This window comes from Microbulbifer maximicatervae (SeqCode), assembly GCF_052467825.1.
Genome location: NZ_CP174327.1, coordinates 2338088 through 2357617, shown reverse-complemented (window position 1 = coordinate 2357617; position 19530 = coordinate 2338088). Strand labels below are relative to the sequence as shown.

The following is a 19530-nucleotide window of genomic DNA, read 5'->3' as shown; positions in this document are numbered from 1 at the left end:
TGTGGTCCCGGAATAAACCGGGCCCTAATTGTCATTAATCTTCTACTACTAGTGATTCTACGGAGCCCGGCACCAGTTCCGCACTCAATTCTGTCTGTAATTCTTGAACCAGCGGGTCAGCGACCAGTGCATCCTGGGCAGCTTCAAGCCGCGCTTGGCGAGTAGCTGCGACTAACCGGGCGGGAGTACTCCCATGTACCTGCCCTACTTGTATCTGCGCTACCACAGGCTGTTGGAAGAAGTCAGCCAGAGAGTCCCCCAGACGCCGCTGGTGAACTTCGTCGTAGAGGCTGCTGTAGGATTCATCCAGGGTGAACGAGAGTATATTGTCCTGCCTGCCCACCATCTCCAAGTGCTGGGCAATGGAGTGCAAAATACCGGTAATACCCAGCTGTCCATACATTACCGGCCAACTGCCAGGCGTTAATGCTTCCAAACGCCCTTTTGGCACTTCCTGACTGTGGCTTTCTACCGGAGCCTGCCGCGAGGTATTCACCGTATTTTGTGGTACTGGTTGCTGTGGTGCCGGCGCCGACTCCACTTCCGCAACTCGCTGGCGCAGCTCGGCCAGGACATCTTTACGCTGGGGACGCTCTTCTGCCACTCCCCGAACAGGGGGCGGGCTTATAATTTGCTCCGGCTGAGCCTCCGTCGCTGACTCACTGATCATTTCAGTTGGGGCTGCAGGCTCTGCCTCCCTTTGCTCTGCCTGATTCTGCGACGGCTGCAGGCCCTGCACTACCTGCGGGGGACCCACATCAACCTTTGTAACAGCCTGCGGCTGTGCCGCTTCAGGCTTTTTTGCCGGGCTGACCTCCGGTACTTCTGGTGCTACAGGAGCCTGTGGTTGTAGCGCTTCTAGAGCTGGTGCTGGTGCTGGTGAAACGGATTCGGAAGCCGATGGCAGTGGCGAACGGGGAATATCCGCAACACCCTGGGGGCGGAAAGCCAACATCCGCAGCAGAGCCATTTCAAAGCCACTGCGCTGATCCGGGGCTAAAGGCAGGTCACGCCGGGCCAGCAAGGCCATCTGGTAATACAACTGCACATTTTCCGGGGCGATACGCCCAGCTAAATTTCTCAGTCGCTCACCATCACCCAGAGAGTTATCAATAGATTGGGGCAACACCTGGGCCACTGCAATGCGGTGCAGGTTATCGGCGAGTTCTGCCAGCGCAGCACTGTAATCAGGGGCCTGCTGAGACAATTCAGCAACTGTGGCAAATAGACCCGGCGCATCCTCTTCGGATAAGGCTTGCAGCAGCTTCCACACCAAACCGGTATCGATACTGCCCAGCATACCGCGCACTTCTGCCTCGGTAATTTGCCCCCCACCAAATGCGATGGCCTGGTCGGTAAGACTCATCCCATCTCGCATACTGCCATCTGCGGCGCGACCGAGATGCCACAGGGCCCCTTCTTCAAACGGGACCTGCTCCTGCTCCAACACAAACTTCAAGTGCCCCACAACCCGCTCGGGGCTCATATTCTTCAGCTTGAACTGCAGACAGCGGGACAACACAGTCACCGGCAACTTCTGCGGATCAGTCGTTGCCAGCAGAAACTTCACATGGGGGGGCGGTTCTTCGAGGGTTTTTAACAGCGCGTTAAACGAGCTGTTCGACAGCATATGGACTTCATCGATCAGGTAAACCTTGAAGCGACCCCGGGTCGGTGCGTACTGCACGTTCTCAAGCAGTTCACGAGTATCTTCGACCTTGGTACGCGAGGCTGCATCCACTTCGATCAGGTCGACAAAACGGCCATCGGCAATCTCATTGCAAGTGTGGCACTGGCCACAGGGTTCAGAACTGACTCCCTCTTCACAATTCAGGCACTTGGCCAGGATTCGTGCGATCGTGGTTTTACCCACACCACGGGTACCGGCAAAGAGGTAGGCGTGGTGCAAGCGACCATTATCCAGGGCGTTGATCAACGCCTGGAGAACATGCTCCTGCCCCACCATCTCGCGAAACAGCTTCGGCCGCCACTTCCGTGCCAGTACTTGATAACTCATTCAATCTCCGGTGCTCGACACACCTCTGCAAGGTCTTATTGTCTGCGCCTGTGGCGCGGCCGCCATTATACCGGCATCCACCGTCAGGCATAGAGAATCGGAGAGTGTGACCATTCAAGTTCGATCGTACCTCTCGTAGCGAAACCAATGCTTGTGATATAACTGTGCGCCAGCTCGCACTAAGAACAATCAGTCCATAACTACAGCGAGCAGGGTACGGGGATCACGATCAGTAATGAATAAGGCCAGGAAGACGCTTCTTGAAAGGCTGTTTACCGAGCACGGACAGGCCTTGGTACGCTTTGTCTCTCGCATTGTTAAAAGCCCTGACGATGCCGAGGATATCGCCCAACACGCCTATCTACGCCTGCAAAAACTCAGCGATGAAAAGGAACTTGAGAATCCACGAGCCTACCTCTATCAGATTGCCAATAATCTTGCCGTAGACCAGCTGCGCCGGGGCAAGCTTCATGTAGATTACGTGAGCCAGCAGATCCCCATGGAAGGTGAGCCCTACACCGACGACCATGCGGATCATCAGTCACCGGAAAGATTGCTGGCAGCCCGCCAGCAGTTACAGTCAATCTACGAAACCATGGACAAGCTACCCCTAAAGTGTCGCCAGGCCTTTCTATTACATAGGACCCGGGGCCTCTCCTATAGCGAGATAGCTAAGGAGATGAATATCTCCGTGAGTAGTGTGGAAAAGTATATTTTGCAGGCTTTGAAAGCGTGTCGTAAGAAGGTAACTCCTGAAAGGTGACCTTCAGTCAGTTGCGCCACTTGTGACATATATCCTTAAAATAACGATAAAAAAAGATGAACCACCGGTATTCACACCTTAACAACAACTCCACAAAATTATTTGAGGGGGGAAGCTGTTCAGTCGTCTCAGCTTCGAAGGGCCGAATTGAGTAAACCTAAATACTCTACATACAACAGAACATTTTACTGCAATTCAGTAAAAACTCGTTGGAATGACATTTTTATTCGACGGTATGCGCGGTAGAGGTCGCACAAATCCAGAAACTTTGAGTAATATGCCGCCCTGAATATCTAAGTACTAAAGTAACACTTCGTAAACCCAAGATGCTAGAGCAACCATGATGACTAACCCTAAGCAAGCAATAAGTGAAGAAAGCCTTGACCAGGCTTGCGCTTGGGTTGCTCGTTTGCGCTCTGACTCGATTACATCTAGCGACCGCAACCAGTTCAAGAAATGGATTTCCCAGGACGAGAACCAGTTGGCTTTTGCCGAAATCACTGAACTCTGGGGAGACCTGGGTGCCTTATCTCACCTACCGGTAGATACATTGTTCCCAGAAAGCATTCCCTCTCCGCAAAATAATGCTGCCGTATGTTCCACATCCACCGAAAATGCACAGGGGCAACAAAGCTCAAAGCAATGGACATTGCCGCAGTGGCTTATGGGCGGAGGGCTAGCAACCTGTGGAGCAATAGTTGCCTTATGGGTTGGATATCAGGGTATGGGCGGCGAACTCAAAGCTCAAATATATGCGACCGAACGCGGACAAATACAAACCATAAATCTGTCCGACGGCTCAGAAGTAAAACTGAACTCAAATAGTGAACTGCGGGTAATCTATAATCGCAATGAGCGCCGCACTGAGTTAGTTCGAGGTGAAGCCTTCTTCGAAGTGGCAAGGCAAACTTCTCGCCCTTTTACTGTTACTGCCGGCAGCGCCAATATCCGCGTATTGGGAACCGAATTTAACGTTGAACTCAACCCACAGAGCACAAGAGTATCTGTAACTGAGGGCACAGTCTCAGTCAGCGAAACCGATAGCGCTCCCGGCTTGGAGCCTGAATCAGTACAATTGGTCAAGAACGAGAAAGTCAGCGTTTCTGAAAGAGGACTTAGCCCAATTGGTCAAACATCACCGGAAGAAGCTACCGACTGGACGAAAGGACTGCTAGTCTTTGAAAAAACCCCACTTAAGGACGCTTTAACCGAGTTAAACCGCTATTTAGCTGTTCCAGTTGCCGCTTCCCCCCAAGTAGAGGACAAATTGGTTTCAGGAACCTTTGAGATCTCCGACCCAGATAGCACCTTGAAAGCAATCGCTACTGCGCTCGATTTACATGAAGACCACAGCGACTCCAACCTGACTATCTTGTCTCCCACACATAACTAGGTTATAACCGTCGATACGGCGGTTATATATTACACAAGCAAAATAAGCCCGCCCAAAAAACTAAGAAAAACTATCAATTTGCTGCATTTTGACATGCTGCATGTATTTGAATGGGCACCTCATTGACACTTAGGTACTGGATAACAATATCCCTTGTGTTAGCGCTTTGCTCCCCTAGCGCTACTTACGCCCTATGCCCTGAATCAGGAATCGAAATCTCCAAAGGTAGCCTCTCTCAAGCTCTGATATCAATGGGCCAGCAATGTAAAATATCACTGCTGGTTAGAGCCTCTTCAGCTGCAAAATTTCAAGTTAACAGGCAGACACTACTTAGCCCCAACGGCCAATTTGAGCCCGCGCTAAAGCAACTATTAGAAGGAGTACCACTATCCTTCAAAAAAGTAGGCCCATCATCAGTAGCTGTTATTGAATCACCCCAGACTGATTCTTCCCGACAAATAGCAACGGATACTTTGCGAACCGAAGAAGTAACGGTTACCGGCCAAAGCCTAACCGGAAGCCACTTGCGCCACTTCCAGTCAGAAGGATACTTGCCGGTAGACCAACTTTCACGAGACCAACTGGAGATGACCGGCGCTCAAAGCATTGCCGATTTGCTAAAGTTCTTACCTGCCATTTCTGGCAACTCCACAAGCACGTCAGTTAGCCAGGAGAGTGATGGCACAGCAACGGTCTCACTGCGCGGCCTACCAGCCAATAGCACTCTTGTTCTTCTCAATGGGAGGCGAATCATCAGTGATGGATTCAATGGAGAGGCAACGGACCTAAACACTATTCCCCTGGCCTTAGTTGAAAGAGTAGAGATTCTAAAAGATGGAGCTTCGGCAGTTTATGGCTCCGACGCTATCGCAGGAGTTGTGAATATTATTCTGCAAACTGACTTTGAGGGGCTCTCAGTGAAGAGCTATTACGGACAAGCTTCGCAAGGTGATCGACAGAGTGAATCCCACCACTTAACCTGGGGATGGAGGGGGGACCGGTCTCACTTAATGTTAAACCTAGCGCAAAATCGCCAGGGAAAAGTAATGAGCCGGGATAGGAGTTTATCCAATTCAGCAGATAGTCGTGCAATGGGCGGCACCGATCAGCGATCCTCTGCCATTCCCGGAGGGTTTATAGCCCTTGCAAGGGATGAAGTATTAACCAACCTCTCATCCGGGGCTTACGGGAACTGGTCTCCAGAAGAGAAATTTGACTATAGCAGCTACACCTCAGCAATAACTCCCACTCAAAGCGACTCAGTGTACGTTGCCGGCAGCCTAGATATCGAAGAAAGCACACAGGTATATTCTGAAATTATGGGAGTGCGATCGATCGGGGAGTCAACTTCTGCCCCCACTCCCGTATTTACTCGCTTCGACAATGGAGATCTGTCGATATCAGCAAGTAATATTTACAACGACTTTAACCAAGAAATTTACGATGTCCGTAGACGCGTTATTGAACTTGGCCCAAGGACGCAACACAACCGCACAAATACCTGGAGATTCACTACTGGTTTAAAAGGCTTCTGGGAAGAGTGGCAGTGGGAGCTGGGAGCCTCAATCCACAAGACCCACAAAAAGGAAACACTAAATAATGTTATTGATCCTCTTGCACTGTCTCAAGGCTTAAAAGGGCCAGATATCTGCAATACGGATACCTCCTGTGTAGCCATCAACCTTCTTGGCTCCAGCGGTAGCATTGATGCCGAACAGTTAGCGTTTATTAGGGGGAAAAGTACAACCACCAGCAATTCCCGGATGACTTCTCTCACATTTACCACCGATGGCATAATCAAAAGGATATCTGCAGGAAATATTCTGGCAGCAGCAGGACTTGAGTTTAGACGGGAGAGCATAAGTCTTCATTCCAATGACAACTCTGGACTATCCTTTATTGGTGGGCATGCACCTGGATCCACAGAGGGAACCCGCCTCATAAAAGAGGCTTTTGCAGAAGTATCCATCCCCCTCATTTCAGAAAAGCTATGGCTCGACGGTGCAATTAGAGGCTCTCACTACGATGACTTCGGAGACACTAACAATCCAAAGCTAGCACTAAGATGGAAACCCATCCCCTCCCTACTGGTTCGAAGTAGCTATACCACTGGCTTTAGAGCCCCAACCCTGACAGATATGAATCAGCAGGGCTATCAAACTCAGGAGTTTCTATTTGACCCTTGCACAAGCTCAAACGCAGGCAGTCTTCCCGGATGCCAGATCCAGTCTGATAGCTCACGGATACAGTACTTAACCGAATTTAGTGGCAACCCGGACCTTGCACCGGAAACATCTCGCACGATCTTTATTGGGGTAACATGGGAGCCATCAAACATTCCCGGCTTTAACGCTAAATTTGATATTTACGATATCGACGAAGACCAAGTAATAGGTACCAACCCTCAATTCCTTGTGGATCAGAATGCCAACCACAACCTGTATACAGACTTAGTAATACGAGATCCCAAGGGCGATATCACTAAGATTTACGCCTCTCGCACTAACCAGGGCAGCCGGGAAATCCGCGGATATGACACCGCCTTTCGCTATAACCTGCAAATAGACGAAAATAGAAAAGTTCAGTTTGGACTGAATATCAGTAGAATGCTCCACTACCTAAACCAGAGCTCCCCCAAATCAACTAAGGAAAACCTTGTTGGAAGCTTCACCGACTCCTCTAGCGGAGGGCTCGGATCACTCCCCAAATGGAAAGCTAATACGGGAGCCTACCTGCAAGCAGGGGCATGGGGAGCTGGATATACCATCCATTATGTAGATAGCCTCAAAGAGACTTTTATCAACCAAGACGGCTCTTATGATTACCGCAAAATCAGTAGCTGGTCGACTCACGATATCCAACTTGCCTACACCCCGAATCCCCAGATTCGCTTTACGATGGGCATAAATAATCTGCTAGATCAATCCCCACCTTTCGCTTCGACAGCAGACAGCAACAATTACGACTACCAAACATACGATCTCACCGGTCGGTTCTTTTACGGCAGCCTTTCCTTCAAGCTTTGACCCCCTCCTTCTAACTTGCTCAAGGCGCTTCCCCTCCATTTAGTAAGTCTTAATTTGTACTGACCTACCAGAACTGACAATACGCAGTATCGGAAAAAAACACGATTCTTTTGAGGGGTTCTATCTCCTACTCGTTAATAGGATTGTTGGGAGGAAAGTGGCCGCTTGGGGGTAGTCACTTTCAAAAATCGTCATTAATGACAAAAGACTACAAATCCAACGATCAAGAGAGGATTGACAATGAAAAAGAACCTCCTATCTGTAGCTGTGAAGGGAGCCTTAGGCTTCACCGCAGCTGCAATTATGGTTCCAACAATGCCAGCCTTCGCACAAGAAGATGCGGAGATGGTTGAAGAGGTTATTGTAACCGGGTCCCGCATCAGCCGTGACGGCTTTAGCTCTTCCAGCCCAATTTCCAGTTATGGCACAGAAGAACTGGATAAAGCAGGCCTTGCTAGTATCGATGAATTCCTGAAAGAAGATCCTGTATTTACTGGCTACCAAATGGGCGCATCAACCAATAATGGTAGCGACCAGGGCCAGAAAAAAATCGACATGCGCGGCCTTGAATTTAAGCGCACATTAGTCCTGGTTAATGGACGACGCACCATTGGTGACGTGAATGGTGATGGCGCTGTAGATATCAACACCATCCCTGAAGCCATGATCGAGCGCGTAGAAGTCTTAAAAGACGGCGCTTCCACAATCTATGGCTCTGATGCACTCGCTGGTGTGGTTAACTTCATACTCAAAGATGATTTTGAGGGCTTTGAACTTAAAGGTAACTTTGGTCAAGGCACAGAGGATGGCCAGGCCCAAAATAGCGGTTTCTCTATGCTGGCCGGCGTCGCGGGCGATCGCGGCAACCTACTCATGTCCATGAGCTACTCGCAGCAAGAAGAAATGTATCAAGCGGAGCGAGACTTCGCACAAGATGAGCTCTACTCACTGCTGCAAGAAGACGGTACGTTTAAGGCCGTAGCATCCGGTTCCTCTAATAGCCGAAAAATCCGTGTGCCCGATTATGGCAATTATATTTGGGACTCCTCCATCGGACAGGCTCGGGAATTTGGATCAGATGACGTATATAATTACGCCCCGGTAAATGCCCTCATCACTCCCAACGAGCGCTGGCAATTTGGCGCTCTGGGCAAGCTGGAAATCACAGACGATGTTGAGGGCTACTTCGAGGCACTTTATACCCGCCGCACCTCCCATCAGCGCCTGGCTCCAGACGCTTCATTCGCAGTCCGTGATGATATTGCAACTACGGACGGGCCCCAATGGAATGATTACGTTCCCGCCAGCAACCCTTACAACCCCTTCGGTGATTATGCGTCTGGCGCCGATGGTATTATGGGCACTGCCGATGACCTGAATGATCTCGGCATAGAAGGCATAGGTGTTCGAGTCAATCGCCGATTCGAAGAGTCCGGTGGCCGTCTGTTCACTCAAACAGCCGATACCTATCGCATGGTTGCAGGCTTTACTGGTAATTTTGGCGACGTAGTTAACTGGGATTTCAGCTACACCTTTGCGGAAAGCCAGACGATTGACGAAACCACCAACTACGGCCGCTTTGACCGCTGGGCCATTGCTGTAGACCCAGACGCCTGTATGGACGTCGAGGCCAACCCAGATTGTGCTGCGGCAGGAGTACTCAACCCATTCTCCGAATTCGGCGGCATTTCAGCTGCACAGATGAGCTATCTCACTGCAGGCTCCCTGAAAGACTTGTACAAGGGCCGCATGGAGATGTTTGCCCTAAATCTGGATGGCGAAATGTTCGACATGGCCGGTGGCACTGCTGGCTGGGCGGTAGGCCTTGAGCACAGGCACGAGCGCGGCGAGTTCATTCCCGATGAGTTTATTGCTGGCGGACTGACCACTGGAGGTGCTGGTGACCCTCAGGAAGGCAGCTTCTCCGTTGGTGAAGTATACGCTGAGGTTTTCCTCCCAGTACTGGACAACCTGAGTTTTAACGCATCGACTCGCTACTCCGATTACGACACCTCCGCCGGCACAGCGACCACCTACAAGATCGGCATGGATTATCAGCCTATTGATGACCTTCGGGTTCGCGCAGGCTTCTCCACCGGTTTCCGTGCACCCAATATTTCAGAGATGAACCAAGGCGAATCAGGTGGGTTCCCCAAAGCAGAGCCCTGGTGTGAGTTTGGCGATCGCCGTCTGGAATCTGGTGATATCACCCAAACCATGTATGACAACTGCCAAACTCTTGGAGTAGACACTTCCGATGCTGGTGAATATGGCTTTGGTTACCAGGCTTACTATGTCACGGCTGCTCCAGAGTCTGATCTGAAACCAGAAGAGTCCGAATCTTACAATATCGGCCTGGTTTACACTCCCTCGTTCCTTGAAAACCTATCTCTCAGTATTGACTACTGGAATATTGAAATCGACAACGTGATCGATTCCGAGGACTACAACGATCTGAGTTATGCATGCTTAAACTCTGTTGATTTGAGTTCTCCTGCCTGTAGCGTTTTTGCCGATGGGCGTCCTTATACTGAAGGGGCATTCCCGCTCCCTGCCAATGCTGTCGGGGCCTTTGGTAACCTCGGAACATTGCGAACCGACGGATTCGATCTGGCGGCCCGCTACGAGGGCGAATGGAGCATGGGGCCAATCCAAGGGTACAACCTTGCCTGGACGGGAACTCTCGTAAACAGCTATGAGCGTGAATTCCCGCTAGCCGGTAGCCGCGAGCTAGTTGGTACTGCAGATGGATTTGGGGTATTCCCCGAATGGCGCTGGAATACCACAGTCGGTGTATTTGGAGACAACTGGTCTGTTGACTGGGATATGCGTTACATTGATGAAACTGAGGATTTACTCCGCCCAGCTTCAATCACTTCTGACGCAGTTGCAGAGAGTGTTATTTATCACGACCTGATCGGCAGCTACTCCTGGGAAAATATGAGCTTCTCCGTTGGTATCAATAATTTAACCGACGAAAAGCCACCATACTTCCACAGCTCATTTAATGCGAACACCGAGCCCGGCATGTATGATGTAATCGGTCGCCGCATATTTACCGGCTTTACCGTTACCTTCTAATATTGCCATTCAAAAAAGCGGAGCCTAATGGGCTCCGCTTTATTTCCCGAAACCCCTTCAAAAGCTCCAACTAAAATAACGCAATCAATAAAACATCAAATAAAAATTAAAACCGCAGCAACACAAAGTTCACTTTTAGAACTGACTTACCAAATAAATAATCTGTCAGTTGTGACACTCTTGTAAAACCCGCATTCAATTTATAATTCACCTATATTTCAACAGCAAAAATATTGTTATGCTCCGATATTCATTGGAGAACAAAATTAACTTCAAATAAAAACGACTCCAAATAAATATTAAGTACAATTAAGATCAATAGGGGATCAATGATGAAACGAAACCTCATTTCTGCGGCAGTACGGAGTGCGCTCGGCCTCGCAGCTATTGCAGTTCTTAATCCTGCACTAGCTCAACAAGATGAGTCTCAGGCATACGATGCCGATCAAGTAGAGGAGGTTGTAGTTACCGGATCAAGGATTAAACGAATTGATCCCGAGCTCGCCGTACCAGTACAAGTATTTAATTCCGACTACATAAAAAATTCTGGTGCATCTAGCATCCAGGAATTTTTATTTACTGCAAATTTTGCCGGACCATCTATTTTTAGCGAAAACGAAACATTATCCCAATCCGCTGGTTCAGCTCAATTTGATAGCCGCGGATTTGGTGTAGATTATGTTTTACTACTTTTAAACGGAAGAAGACTTCCTGCAGATCCGCAAGCTGGCAGTAACGCAACTAACCTCAACCTGATTCCCATGGCTGCGGTAGAGCGTATTGAGTTCCTATCTACCGGTGCATCTGCCATTTATGGTGCCGACGCTGTTCAAGGTGTAATTAATGTAATTACACGCTCCAATTTTGATGGCATGCAAACCGAATTCCGCACCGAAGCGATGGAAAATGGTGACGGAGTTAAGCATAACTTTTCTTTCTCGGGCGGGGTTACTGGTGACAAAGGCTGGATGATGGCCTCTGTCGATTACCAAACCCAGGAGAGCGTCAGCGCCAATGGTTTGCCACTTATCGGCTCTGCCATATCCCCAACTGGTATCGACGGACGCAGCCCGACCGGATTACCAGCCTCTTATATGGATTTAGCAAATGATATTACCTACGCCGCAGCTGACTGCCCAGAAGGCTCCGCGCGTCCGGCAGAGTACACAAGCCAAGGTGAAAACTGTGCATACGATGTGGGTCCAATTTACGAGGCCGTCCCAGCACAAGAGCGCTTTAATTTCCTCGCGAGTGGCGAGCTAGAATTAGCAGAGAACATTACCGGTTACGGTGAGTTCCGCTTTAGTCGCAACGTCACCGAAGTTCGCAACGGTGCCGCCCCCGCCTACTTCAATATCACTGGCGCTGAGTCACTAGCTGGAATTGATGAGCAACTAGGGAGTGATCTAGCCAACTCAGAAGCAGTATATATTTTCCGCCGCTTCGTAGACGCGGGACCTCGATCTACTGACAACACAAACACTGCATTCTCTTCTGTATTCGGTGCGCGCTTTGACCTGGGTAGCGGCCACGAACTCGACGTCAGCTTTCAGACTGTAGAGTCAGAAATGAATCGTGTTGGTGTTGGCGGTCAATTATCTACTAGCCGTGTAGAAGCAGCTGTAGCCGATGGTACATTTGACCCAACTCAAACCTATTCTCCTGCTTTCTTTGAGGAAAACGAGCTGGCTGTCTCCACTCAGCGTCAGTCCACCGGTACAGAAAATACACTGACTGCAAACCTCACCGGTGAACTGCCCTTCTCCGTCGGCCAGTCCAAGGTTGGGTACTCATTTGGCGCTCGCTTTAAAGAAGATGAGTTTAGCGATCGTTCGGACGCTTTATCTACGTCCGGGGATATTGCTGGCGGAGCTAGCTCCAACGGTGGTGGCAGCCGGGAAAATACCGCAGTTTATGGTGAGATCGCTATGAACCCGCTAGAGGATCTGGAGATCTCCCTTGCTGCGCGTTATGACGACTATAGCTGGGAAGGCCTTGGGGTAAGCTCTGGAGATGATGCCACCACCTGGAATCTTGCAGCTTCATACCGAATAATGGACAACTTGATGGTTCGCGCCTCAACTGGCACTGGCTTCAAGGCCCCAACTCTTGGAGACCTTTTCCTAGGCCAGTCATTTGGGGTAACAACTGCTGTTGATACCGCTAAGTGTAACACTGCAAAAGCAGACCCTGGCTCCTCCGACGACGAAATTGCCACTGCTTGTCGCCAGGTAGAAATACGCTCAGTGTCTGGAGGTAACCCAGAGCTTGAAACCGAGGAATCCAAAAACTATAGTCTTGGCCTAGTTTATGAGCCCATCGATAACATGCTACTCGCTGTCGATTACTACAATATTCAGGTAGAAGGCAAGATTGGCTCCCTGGGAGTACAAGAACTTATCGACAACGAGGCCCTTTACCCTGACCTGGTTACTCGAGTAAACGGTTCATTGAGTATTCCAGGAGCTGAGGTACGTTCCAATCTTCAAAACCTGAATGAAGAGAATGGCGAGGGTATCGACTTCTCTGGGCGCTATAGCTTTGAGCTGGCAGGCGGGACTATGTTTACCGACTTCCGCGCAGCTTACCTGATGAGCCATGAGCGCCAAATATCCGCTATTCAACCTCTATGTGACGAGGCTGGAACTACAAGTGAACCCGAGTGGCGATTCAACAATCAGATTGGCTGGTCCAAAGACCGCTTCTCTGTGGCCCTTACCGGCCGCTATATCGGTGAAACCGAAGATACTATCGGCGGGCGCGATACGGAGAACTTCAGCTGTGCTCCAGGCGAAGAAAGTCGAGTAGAAACTGCGGACAGCTACTTCGAACTCGGCCTGAAGGGCACCTACGACTTCAGTGATAATACCAGCTTCACTCTCGGCATCATTAATTTGACCGATGAAGAGCCTGTATACTCTGAGACAGCTGGCACTGGATGGCCCTGGTATGACCAAGCTCTTTACGATCCCCGCGGCACACGCTGGTACCTCAGCGTTAGTCACAGCTTCGAGTAAACTAGCCGAGTTATAAAAAACTACCCCCACCAAAGCCGCTGACTCCAGCGGCTTTTTTATTTCCCAACTCCCTCCCCTTTCAATTAGCCAAGAACAGACAAATAAAAATTCGATGCTACAGATGAAGTGGTGTGCACAATAATTTCATCAAAGCCAGCACAAAATTCGAATAAATCAATCAATAATTGAGCAAAATGCAACCAAAAAGATCAATCTTAGATCAGTCGTAAACAAAAATAATGTCTAACCTTTTGTCACAATAGTTCCATCTTATTCGCTAATGCATTAAAGTCAGCCGTGACATTTTATAGCGCATATAATCAAAAGCGTGATAAATACCTTAAATATAAGAAGGTTCTATTATGATTAAGACCAAACTGAGCGTTGCAATCGCCACATTGGGCACCCTGGCCAGTGCTGGCATTTTTGCCCAGGAATCTGTCCCTGGAGCAGATGTTGAAGAAGTAGTAGTTACCGGCTCCCGTATCGCGCGTGACCCACTATCCACAACTGGTCCGATCACTCTCGTAGACTCCGAGGCTATCCAGCGTTCAGGTGTGGGCACTATTGATGAGCTGCTGAACCAACTTCCGTCTATGGGTACCACCGGTATCAATGCAAATGACAACAACGGCGGCGCTGGTCTTTCATTTGTAGACCTTCGTAACCTGGGCTCTGCACGTACCCTGGTTCTTGTTAATGGTCGCCGCTTCGTATCGTCCAGTTCTGGTGTCGCCTCTGCAGTAGATATGAACAATATCCCTGTAGATATGATTGATCGTATTGAGGTGCTGACTGATGGCGCATCTGCCGTATACGGCTCAGATGCCGTTGCTGGCGTCATCAATGTGGTAATGAAGGACTCCTTCGACGGGGTTCGCATTAACGCTCGCGCCGGGGCAACCGAAGCTGGCGGCGGCGAAAATGGCGAGCTGTCTATCACTTTTGGTAAAGAGTTTGACCGCGGCCAGTTCATCGCCAACGTTTCTCACAGTAAGCGCGATGAAATTGCTTATACCGACCGTGATTGGGCTGGACTACAAAGCTCCATGTCCCCTACCGGCAATATCTTTACCACATACGGTAACTTCGGCGTTGCTGATAATGGAACCACCCTAGGCGACTACGCTAGCTATGACATTGGCCAGTACATGTGGCTATCTGGCTCTATGGAGCGTACCAGCTTTACTGGAAGCGGCACCTATTCAATTAGCGATTCCATCGAATTCTATGGTGAAGGTTCTTACACCACTAAAACCACCAATCAGCAGCTTGCTGCCCAGCCGATGTACGCAGGTAACGGCTTAAATATCACGGCTGATCATCTTTCAGACGAAGTCCAGTCTCAACTGTCCGACGCCTGGCAAGCAGCTGAAGATGAGTATCAAATTGAGCTAGCTGCTTACAATGCTGCTTTAGCAGAGTGGGAAGCTCAGGATAGCCCTGAAGGTCTGGAGCCTACCAAGCCAGTAGCTATTCACGGTGAGAACTGGCAAGACGGCCTCACCGATGTACGTCTACGCCCGGTAGCCGGCGGCACCCGTGATTCAGAGCAGCAAACTGAGACTTATCGTGTTCTCGGCGGTTTGCGCGGCGATTTCTCCAATGGCTGGGGATGGGATGCGTTTGTAAGCTATGGCAAGAACAAAGGTGACAACACCGTTGGTAATTCCATTAGCAAGACGAAAGTTCAGGAGATTCTGGATGGCGTAAGCGGTATTGCAGAAGACGATATCCAATTCCTGGGTGGTATGAGCGATGAAGTTATCGACTACATCAGCTACACCGATCGCGAAGACAATGAGTATGACATGCTTAATGTCGGCGCCAGTTTGACCGGGGATATCGAGCCAATTCAATTCCAAGGCGGATCTTTAGGTTTTGCTGCAGGTGTTGAATATCGCAAAGAGTCTGGTGAGTTTACTCCAAGTGAAGAGACTCAACTTGGCGAAACCTTTAGCAACCAACAGGATGCCACCTCTGGCGACTTTGCGGTAACTGAAGTGTTTGCAGAATTCAACCTGCCAATTCTGGCTGGTGCTAAGTTTGCAGATGAACTCTCTGTTGATGCAGCTATCCGTTACTCTGACTATGACACTTTTGGTGGTCAGGCAACATACAAGCTTGGAGCTGTATACGCACCTACAGAAAACTTGCGCTTCCGCACCAGCCTGTCTACTGCATTCCGCGCTCCAGGTATCTATGAGCTCTACAGCGGTTCTTCACAGAGCTACGAGTACCTCATCGACCCATGTGACATCAACAATGAAGCAGGGCAAGGCGCAAACTGTGACATGGTAGGCGCAGGCTTTACTCAAGCAGGTAACCAGGTACCAACCAACATCGGTGGTAGTGAAGATTTGCAGCCTGAAGAGTCTACAAGCTTCACCGCTGGTATCGTATGGACCCCAGCATTTGCTGAAGATCTGTCTATAACCCTTGATTACTTCAACATTGAAATCGAGGACGCAATCACCTCCGCTGACACGCAGCAAATCCTGGATGACTGCTACCGTGACGGCAACGCTGCAGCTTGTACATTGGTGCGCCGTAGCGATAGTGGCCAAATCGAGTACTTGGAAGGCTCTCTGATGAATATCGGTGAGATCAAAACCAGTGGTATCGATATTGATGTAGTACAGAACTTCCATTACGACGCGGGTAAATTGGCACTGCGTGGCCAGGCAACTCACCTACTCGAGTACGAAGAGTACAACTCTCAGACAGACCAGACCACTGACCGAGTAGACTATATCGGTACTACTGGCGATGCATACACCGCATGGCGTGGATTGGCCAGTGCAACTTGGTACGCCGACAGCTGGGACTTCGGAGCAGACATTCAGTACATTGGTGATGGCCACAGCCCCTATTTGGATATGCCTTCACATACTTACCTGAACCTGAAGGCAGGCTGGGATGTTAACGACTCCATGCGTCTTACTGCGGGTATCGATAATGTCACCGACCGTGAGCCATCCACGACTTCAGGTAGCGATTGGAACGGCACCTACGACTTCCAGGGCCGCTACGCCTGGGCTGGTGTTACTTACCAGTTCTAAGTGCTGATTTTTTAAATCAAATCGAAAAGGGCGCCTTTTGGCGCCCTTTTTTGTTATAAGTGAAACAACCCTGCAAAAGCTACTAGCCTCCCAAGCTAACCCCTAGTGTTCAGCAAAAGGGCTAATTTATTCTTATATATATTTTTAACGGCTAAATTACTAACCAATGAAAACGCCTCCTTAAAGCTTTTTTGGGAAGACGCTATATCCCCAAGCTGGTATCGGGTTAACCCCAACAAAAAATGAAACCGGTGATCACTACTATCAGATCTTAGAGCCCTTCGAAGACGCTTTTCAGCGAGCTTAAACTTGCCGCTTTCATAGGCTTCACGCGCCTGATAGTAAATATAATAGGGGTTTCTCTCACGATGGTAACGAACCCGATCAGCGTAGCCATCAGCCAATATTTCCCTGCCTGTACTACGGTACAACCGCTCTAAATTACTAATGGCAACAAGGTTTCCCTCTTGCAAGTTCAGCGCTTGTAAATAGCTCTGTTCAGCTTCGTCAAGATGATTAAAGTGGCTGTAGAAAGCTCCTAGGTTTGACCAGAAGTCCGCCCTATCCGGGTGTAGCTGAATAGCTTTGCGCAGATATAAAAATGCTTGCCTCTCTTCTCCCTCGCGCATCAGCTCAACCCCCCGATTGCTGTAATAGAGCGCAAAAGCAACTCTATCCTCGAGCTTTTGCTGCTTGTAGATAGGGTCATAAGCAGCCAGGTTTAAGTCGATCACCCGCCGACCCCGCGCATGCTCGGACACCATATTCACATGGCGGTAGACAACGAAGATTTCGGCCTCATCCTGGTTCCAAATTGGAGGTACATCTACCTCATTAAAATAAGCTTGGGCACCCAATTGTCTAGCCATAGCAACCATCATTAAGGTGAAGGTCAGGCAATTGCCACGCTTTCGGTGATAAGCCTCTACTGCGGTAAGGGTACTATCAGCATCGTATTCAAATTGCACATCTCCCTGGCGAAAGGCACTAATTAGCCCCTTTAACCGCACATCGGGAGCTGAGCCAGGAGAAATCGTACTGAGGTATGATTCTATATCGTTATCAAGACCTAATAACTCCTCACTTGGTAGCTCAAATTTCTCAACTGGCCTGCCGAAAACCGCTTTGCCACTTAAGACAAGCTCCCTATCTACAATTTCCACATGGCGGCTTGGAGACTGGGAGCAACCAGTGGCCAGTAGCACCAGAGTAAGTCCGAATAGAAGCTTCACAGTTATTTCCCCTCAAGATTAGGACTACAACAGGATTTAACTCTAATTTACAGACTCACAAAGTACCCTGTTGCCATTTTTATGAATAACCTCACAACAGTTCGCCTGTTAAATAGACAGCTGGTAAACTTTCCAAGTTACGCAGGAGGTAGGCGCTACAAACATTTGGGCCTTTGAGCTGGCTGGAAACATCCAGTCCGAACCCGAATCGGTCCCGACCTCTTTAAACAAGAGCAATACAGGAAAAAAATAGTACTCTGACACACGGATGAATTACCTGGCTAGCCAAAGGGCACCGAAATTTCAGTTCCCTGGCCAGGCTGCCTTCCTAATATGCAACAGCATATTGCATTAGAGCTATAACAACTGGAATTTCAGCTTATGTCGTCAAATACAGACCAGAATGACGCCGGCTTTTTTGGCCACCCCAAGGGGCTCTCGACACTTTTCTTCACCGAGATGTGGGAGCGGATGAGTTACTACGGTATGCGAGCCCTGCTTGTGCTGTTTATGACAGCCAGTCTTCAGGAAGAGGGCTTGGCCTTTACCGTTGCAGCAGCAGGAGCCATTTATGGGCTCTACACTGGCGCCGTGTATTTCCTCGGCCTGCCCGGTGGCTGGATTGCAGACCGCCTACTAGGAGGACAACGCACCATATGGTACGGCGGCATCATCATTATGTGTGGCCATATTGTGCTCGCTATCCCAACCAGTTGGAGCTTCTTTATAGGCTTGATCCTTGTTGCTACCGGCACCGGCCTGCTCAAGCCCAATATCAGTGCAGCAGTTGGACATCTGTACCAACCAGATGATGTTCGCCGTGACAGTGGATACGCACTGTACTATATGGGCATCAACATGGGCTCAATCATCGGTTATGCCGTTTGCGGGTACTTCGGAGAAAATGTCGGTTGGCATTGGGGCTTTGGTGCCGCTGCTGTGGGGATGGCTATTGGCCTGATCCAGTATCGCCGCACTATCCACAATCTGGGGAACGCAAGCCTCAATCCCGAGAACCCACTTTCGCCAGAAAAGGCAAAACTGGCTTGGCGCATAATTGGTGCTGTTGTAGTCGGTGTTGCAGTGATTACCGGCTTGGTGATGAATGGCACTATCACCATCAACCCGGTAGAAATAGCCAAGTACGTAGCTGTAGCCTTCACCCTGACCTTCCTTGCCTACTTTGGCTTTATCTACTTTGGCGGCCAGCTGAGCGGGTCAGAGAAAAAGAAAATGTGGGCGCTATTCCTAGTCTGTGTAGCCTCTACCTTTTTCTGGTCGGGCTTCGAGCAAGCGGGCTCCTCGCTGAACCTATTCGGCCGCGACTACACGGATCGCCTGATTGGCAGCTTTGAAATGCCAACCTCCTGGCTACAAAGCTTTAACTCCATCTTTATCATTACCTTGTCCCCCTTCTTTGCCGCGCTGTGGATTAACCTGGGCAAACGCATGATCACCCCATCCTATGGGCTGAAATGTGCACTTGGCCTGATCATCATGGCCAGTGGCTTCCTGGTAATGTTCTTTGCCGCTCAATATGCAGCAGCGGGCCTGAAAGTTGCTCCTTACTGGCTGGTAGCCACTTACTTCCTGCACACTGTCGGTGAACTCTGCCTGAGCCCAGTGGCCCTGAGTGCAGTAAGTAAACTTTCTCCTCGCCGCTTTGCTGGCCAGATGATGGGTGTCTTTGTTCTGACTTACTCTATCGGCAACCTCTTTGCCGGTCTTCTGTCAGGTAACTTTGATCCGAACAATGTTGCTGAGATGCCAAACCTATTCCTGCAAATCAGCTTGTTCACAATCGGAGTGGGTATCATCCTGGCCCTGATCAGTCTCAAGTCCAAGTACTGGGAAACTGACTCAGAAGCACCCCAGAATACTGCGACAGCTGAAGGCTCTACTAAAACGGCCTAATACTTAGCTGTATTCCAAAAAAAGG

At 49.6% G+C, this 19530-nt stretch carries 9 protein-coding genes; 7 read left to right on the top strand and 2 right to left on the bottom strand.

Translation table 11 applies throughout. The features are described from left to right. Window positions 1-34 precede the first annotated feature (34 nt). The gene (dnaX, locus tag ACJJII_RS10315; protein ID WP_444919069.1) at window positions 35-2017 is read right to left on the bottom strand and encodes a DNA polymerase III subunit gamma/tau; all 1983 of its coding nucleotides are present in this window, start codon (window positions 2015-2017) and stop codon (window positions 35-37) included. Window positions 2018-2252: 235 nt separating this feature from the next. Between dnaX and ACJJII_RS10310 the strand changes: the two genes are divergently transcribed. The 6 genes from ACJJII_RS10310 to ACJJII_RS10285 all read left to right on the top strand — a co-directional run bounded on the left by ACJJII_RS10310 (window position 2253) and on the right by ACJJII_RS10285 (window position 16359). Beyond that, window positions 2253-2780, top strand: coding sequence for an RNA polymerase sigma factor (locus tag ACJJII_RS10310; RefSeq protein WP_444919068.1), 528 nt, complete (start codon window positions 2253-2255; stop codon window positions 2778-2780). Between the two features lie 340 nt (window positions 2781-3120). Then, window positions 3121-4173, top strand: a complete 1053-nt coding sequence (locus ACJJII_RS10305; RefSeq protein WP_444919067.1) for a FecR family protein — start codon at window positions 3121-3123, stop codon at window positions 4171-4173. 473 nt (window positions 4174-4646) lie between these two features. Continuing rightward, window positions 4647-7199 (top strand): TonB-dependent receptor, encoded by a 2553-nt coding sequence (locus tag ACJJII_RS10300; protein ID WP_444919066.1) that lies wholly within the window; start codon window positions 4647-4649, stop codon window positions 7197-7199. Between the two features lie 240 nt (window positions 7200-7439). Then, window positions 7440-10280 carry a TonB-dependent receptor domain-containing protein gene (locus ACJJII_RS10295; RefSeq protein ID WP_444919065.1) on the top strand — a complete coding sequence of 947 codons (2841 nt, stop codon included), beginning with the start codon at window positions 7440-7442 and terminating at the stop codon, window positions 10278-10280. A 332-nt stretch (window positions 10281-10612) separates the two neighbouring features. After that, a complete protein-coding gene (locus ACJJII_RS10290) occupies window positions 10613-13297 on the top strand; it encodes a TonB-dependent receptor plug domain-containing protein (protein ID WP_444919063.1) in 2685 nt (894 codons plus the stop codon). A gap of 362 nt (window positions 13298-13659) precedes the next feature. After that, window positions 13660-16359 (top strand): TonB-dependent receptor plug domain-containing protein, encoded by a 2700-nt coding sequence (locus ACJJII_RS10285; protein WP_444919062.1) that lies wholly within the window; start codon window positions 13660-13662, stop codon window positions 16357-16359. A gap of 95 nt (window positions 16360-16454) precedes the next feature. On the opposite strand, the gene ACJJII_RS10280 is transcribed toward ACJJII_RS10285, so the two are convergent. Then, a complete protein-coding gene (locus tag ACJJII_RS10280) occupies window positions 16455-17591 on the bottom strand; it encodes a tetratricopeptide repeat protein (protein WP_444919061.1) in 1137 nt (378 codons plus the stop codon). 381 nt (window positions 17592-17972) lie between these two features. On the opposite strand from ACJJII_RS10280, the gene ACJJII_RS10275 reads away from it, so the two are divergent. Beyond that, complete coding sequence (locus ACJJII_RS10275) at window positions 17973-19505, top strand: peptide MFS transporter (RefSeq protein WP_444919060.1); 1533 nt, start codon at window positions 17973-17975, stop codon at window positions 19503-19505. Window positions 19506-19530: the final 25 nt, after the last annotated feature.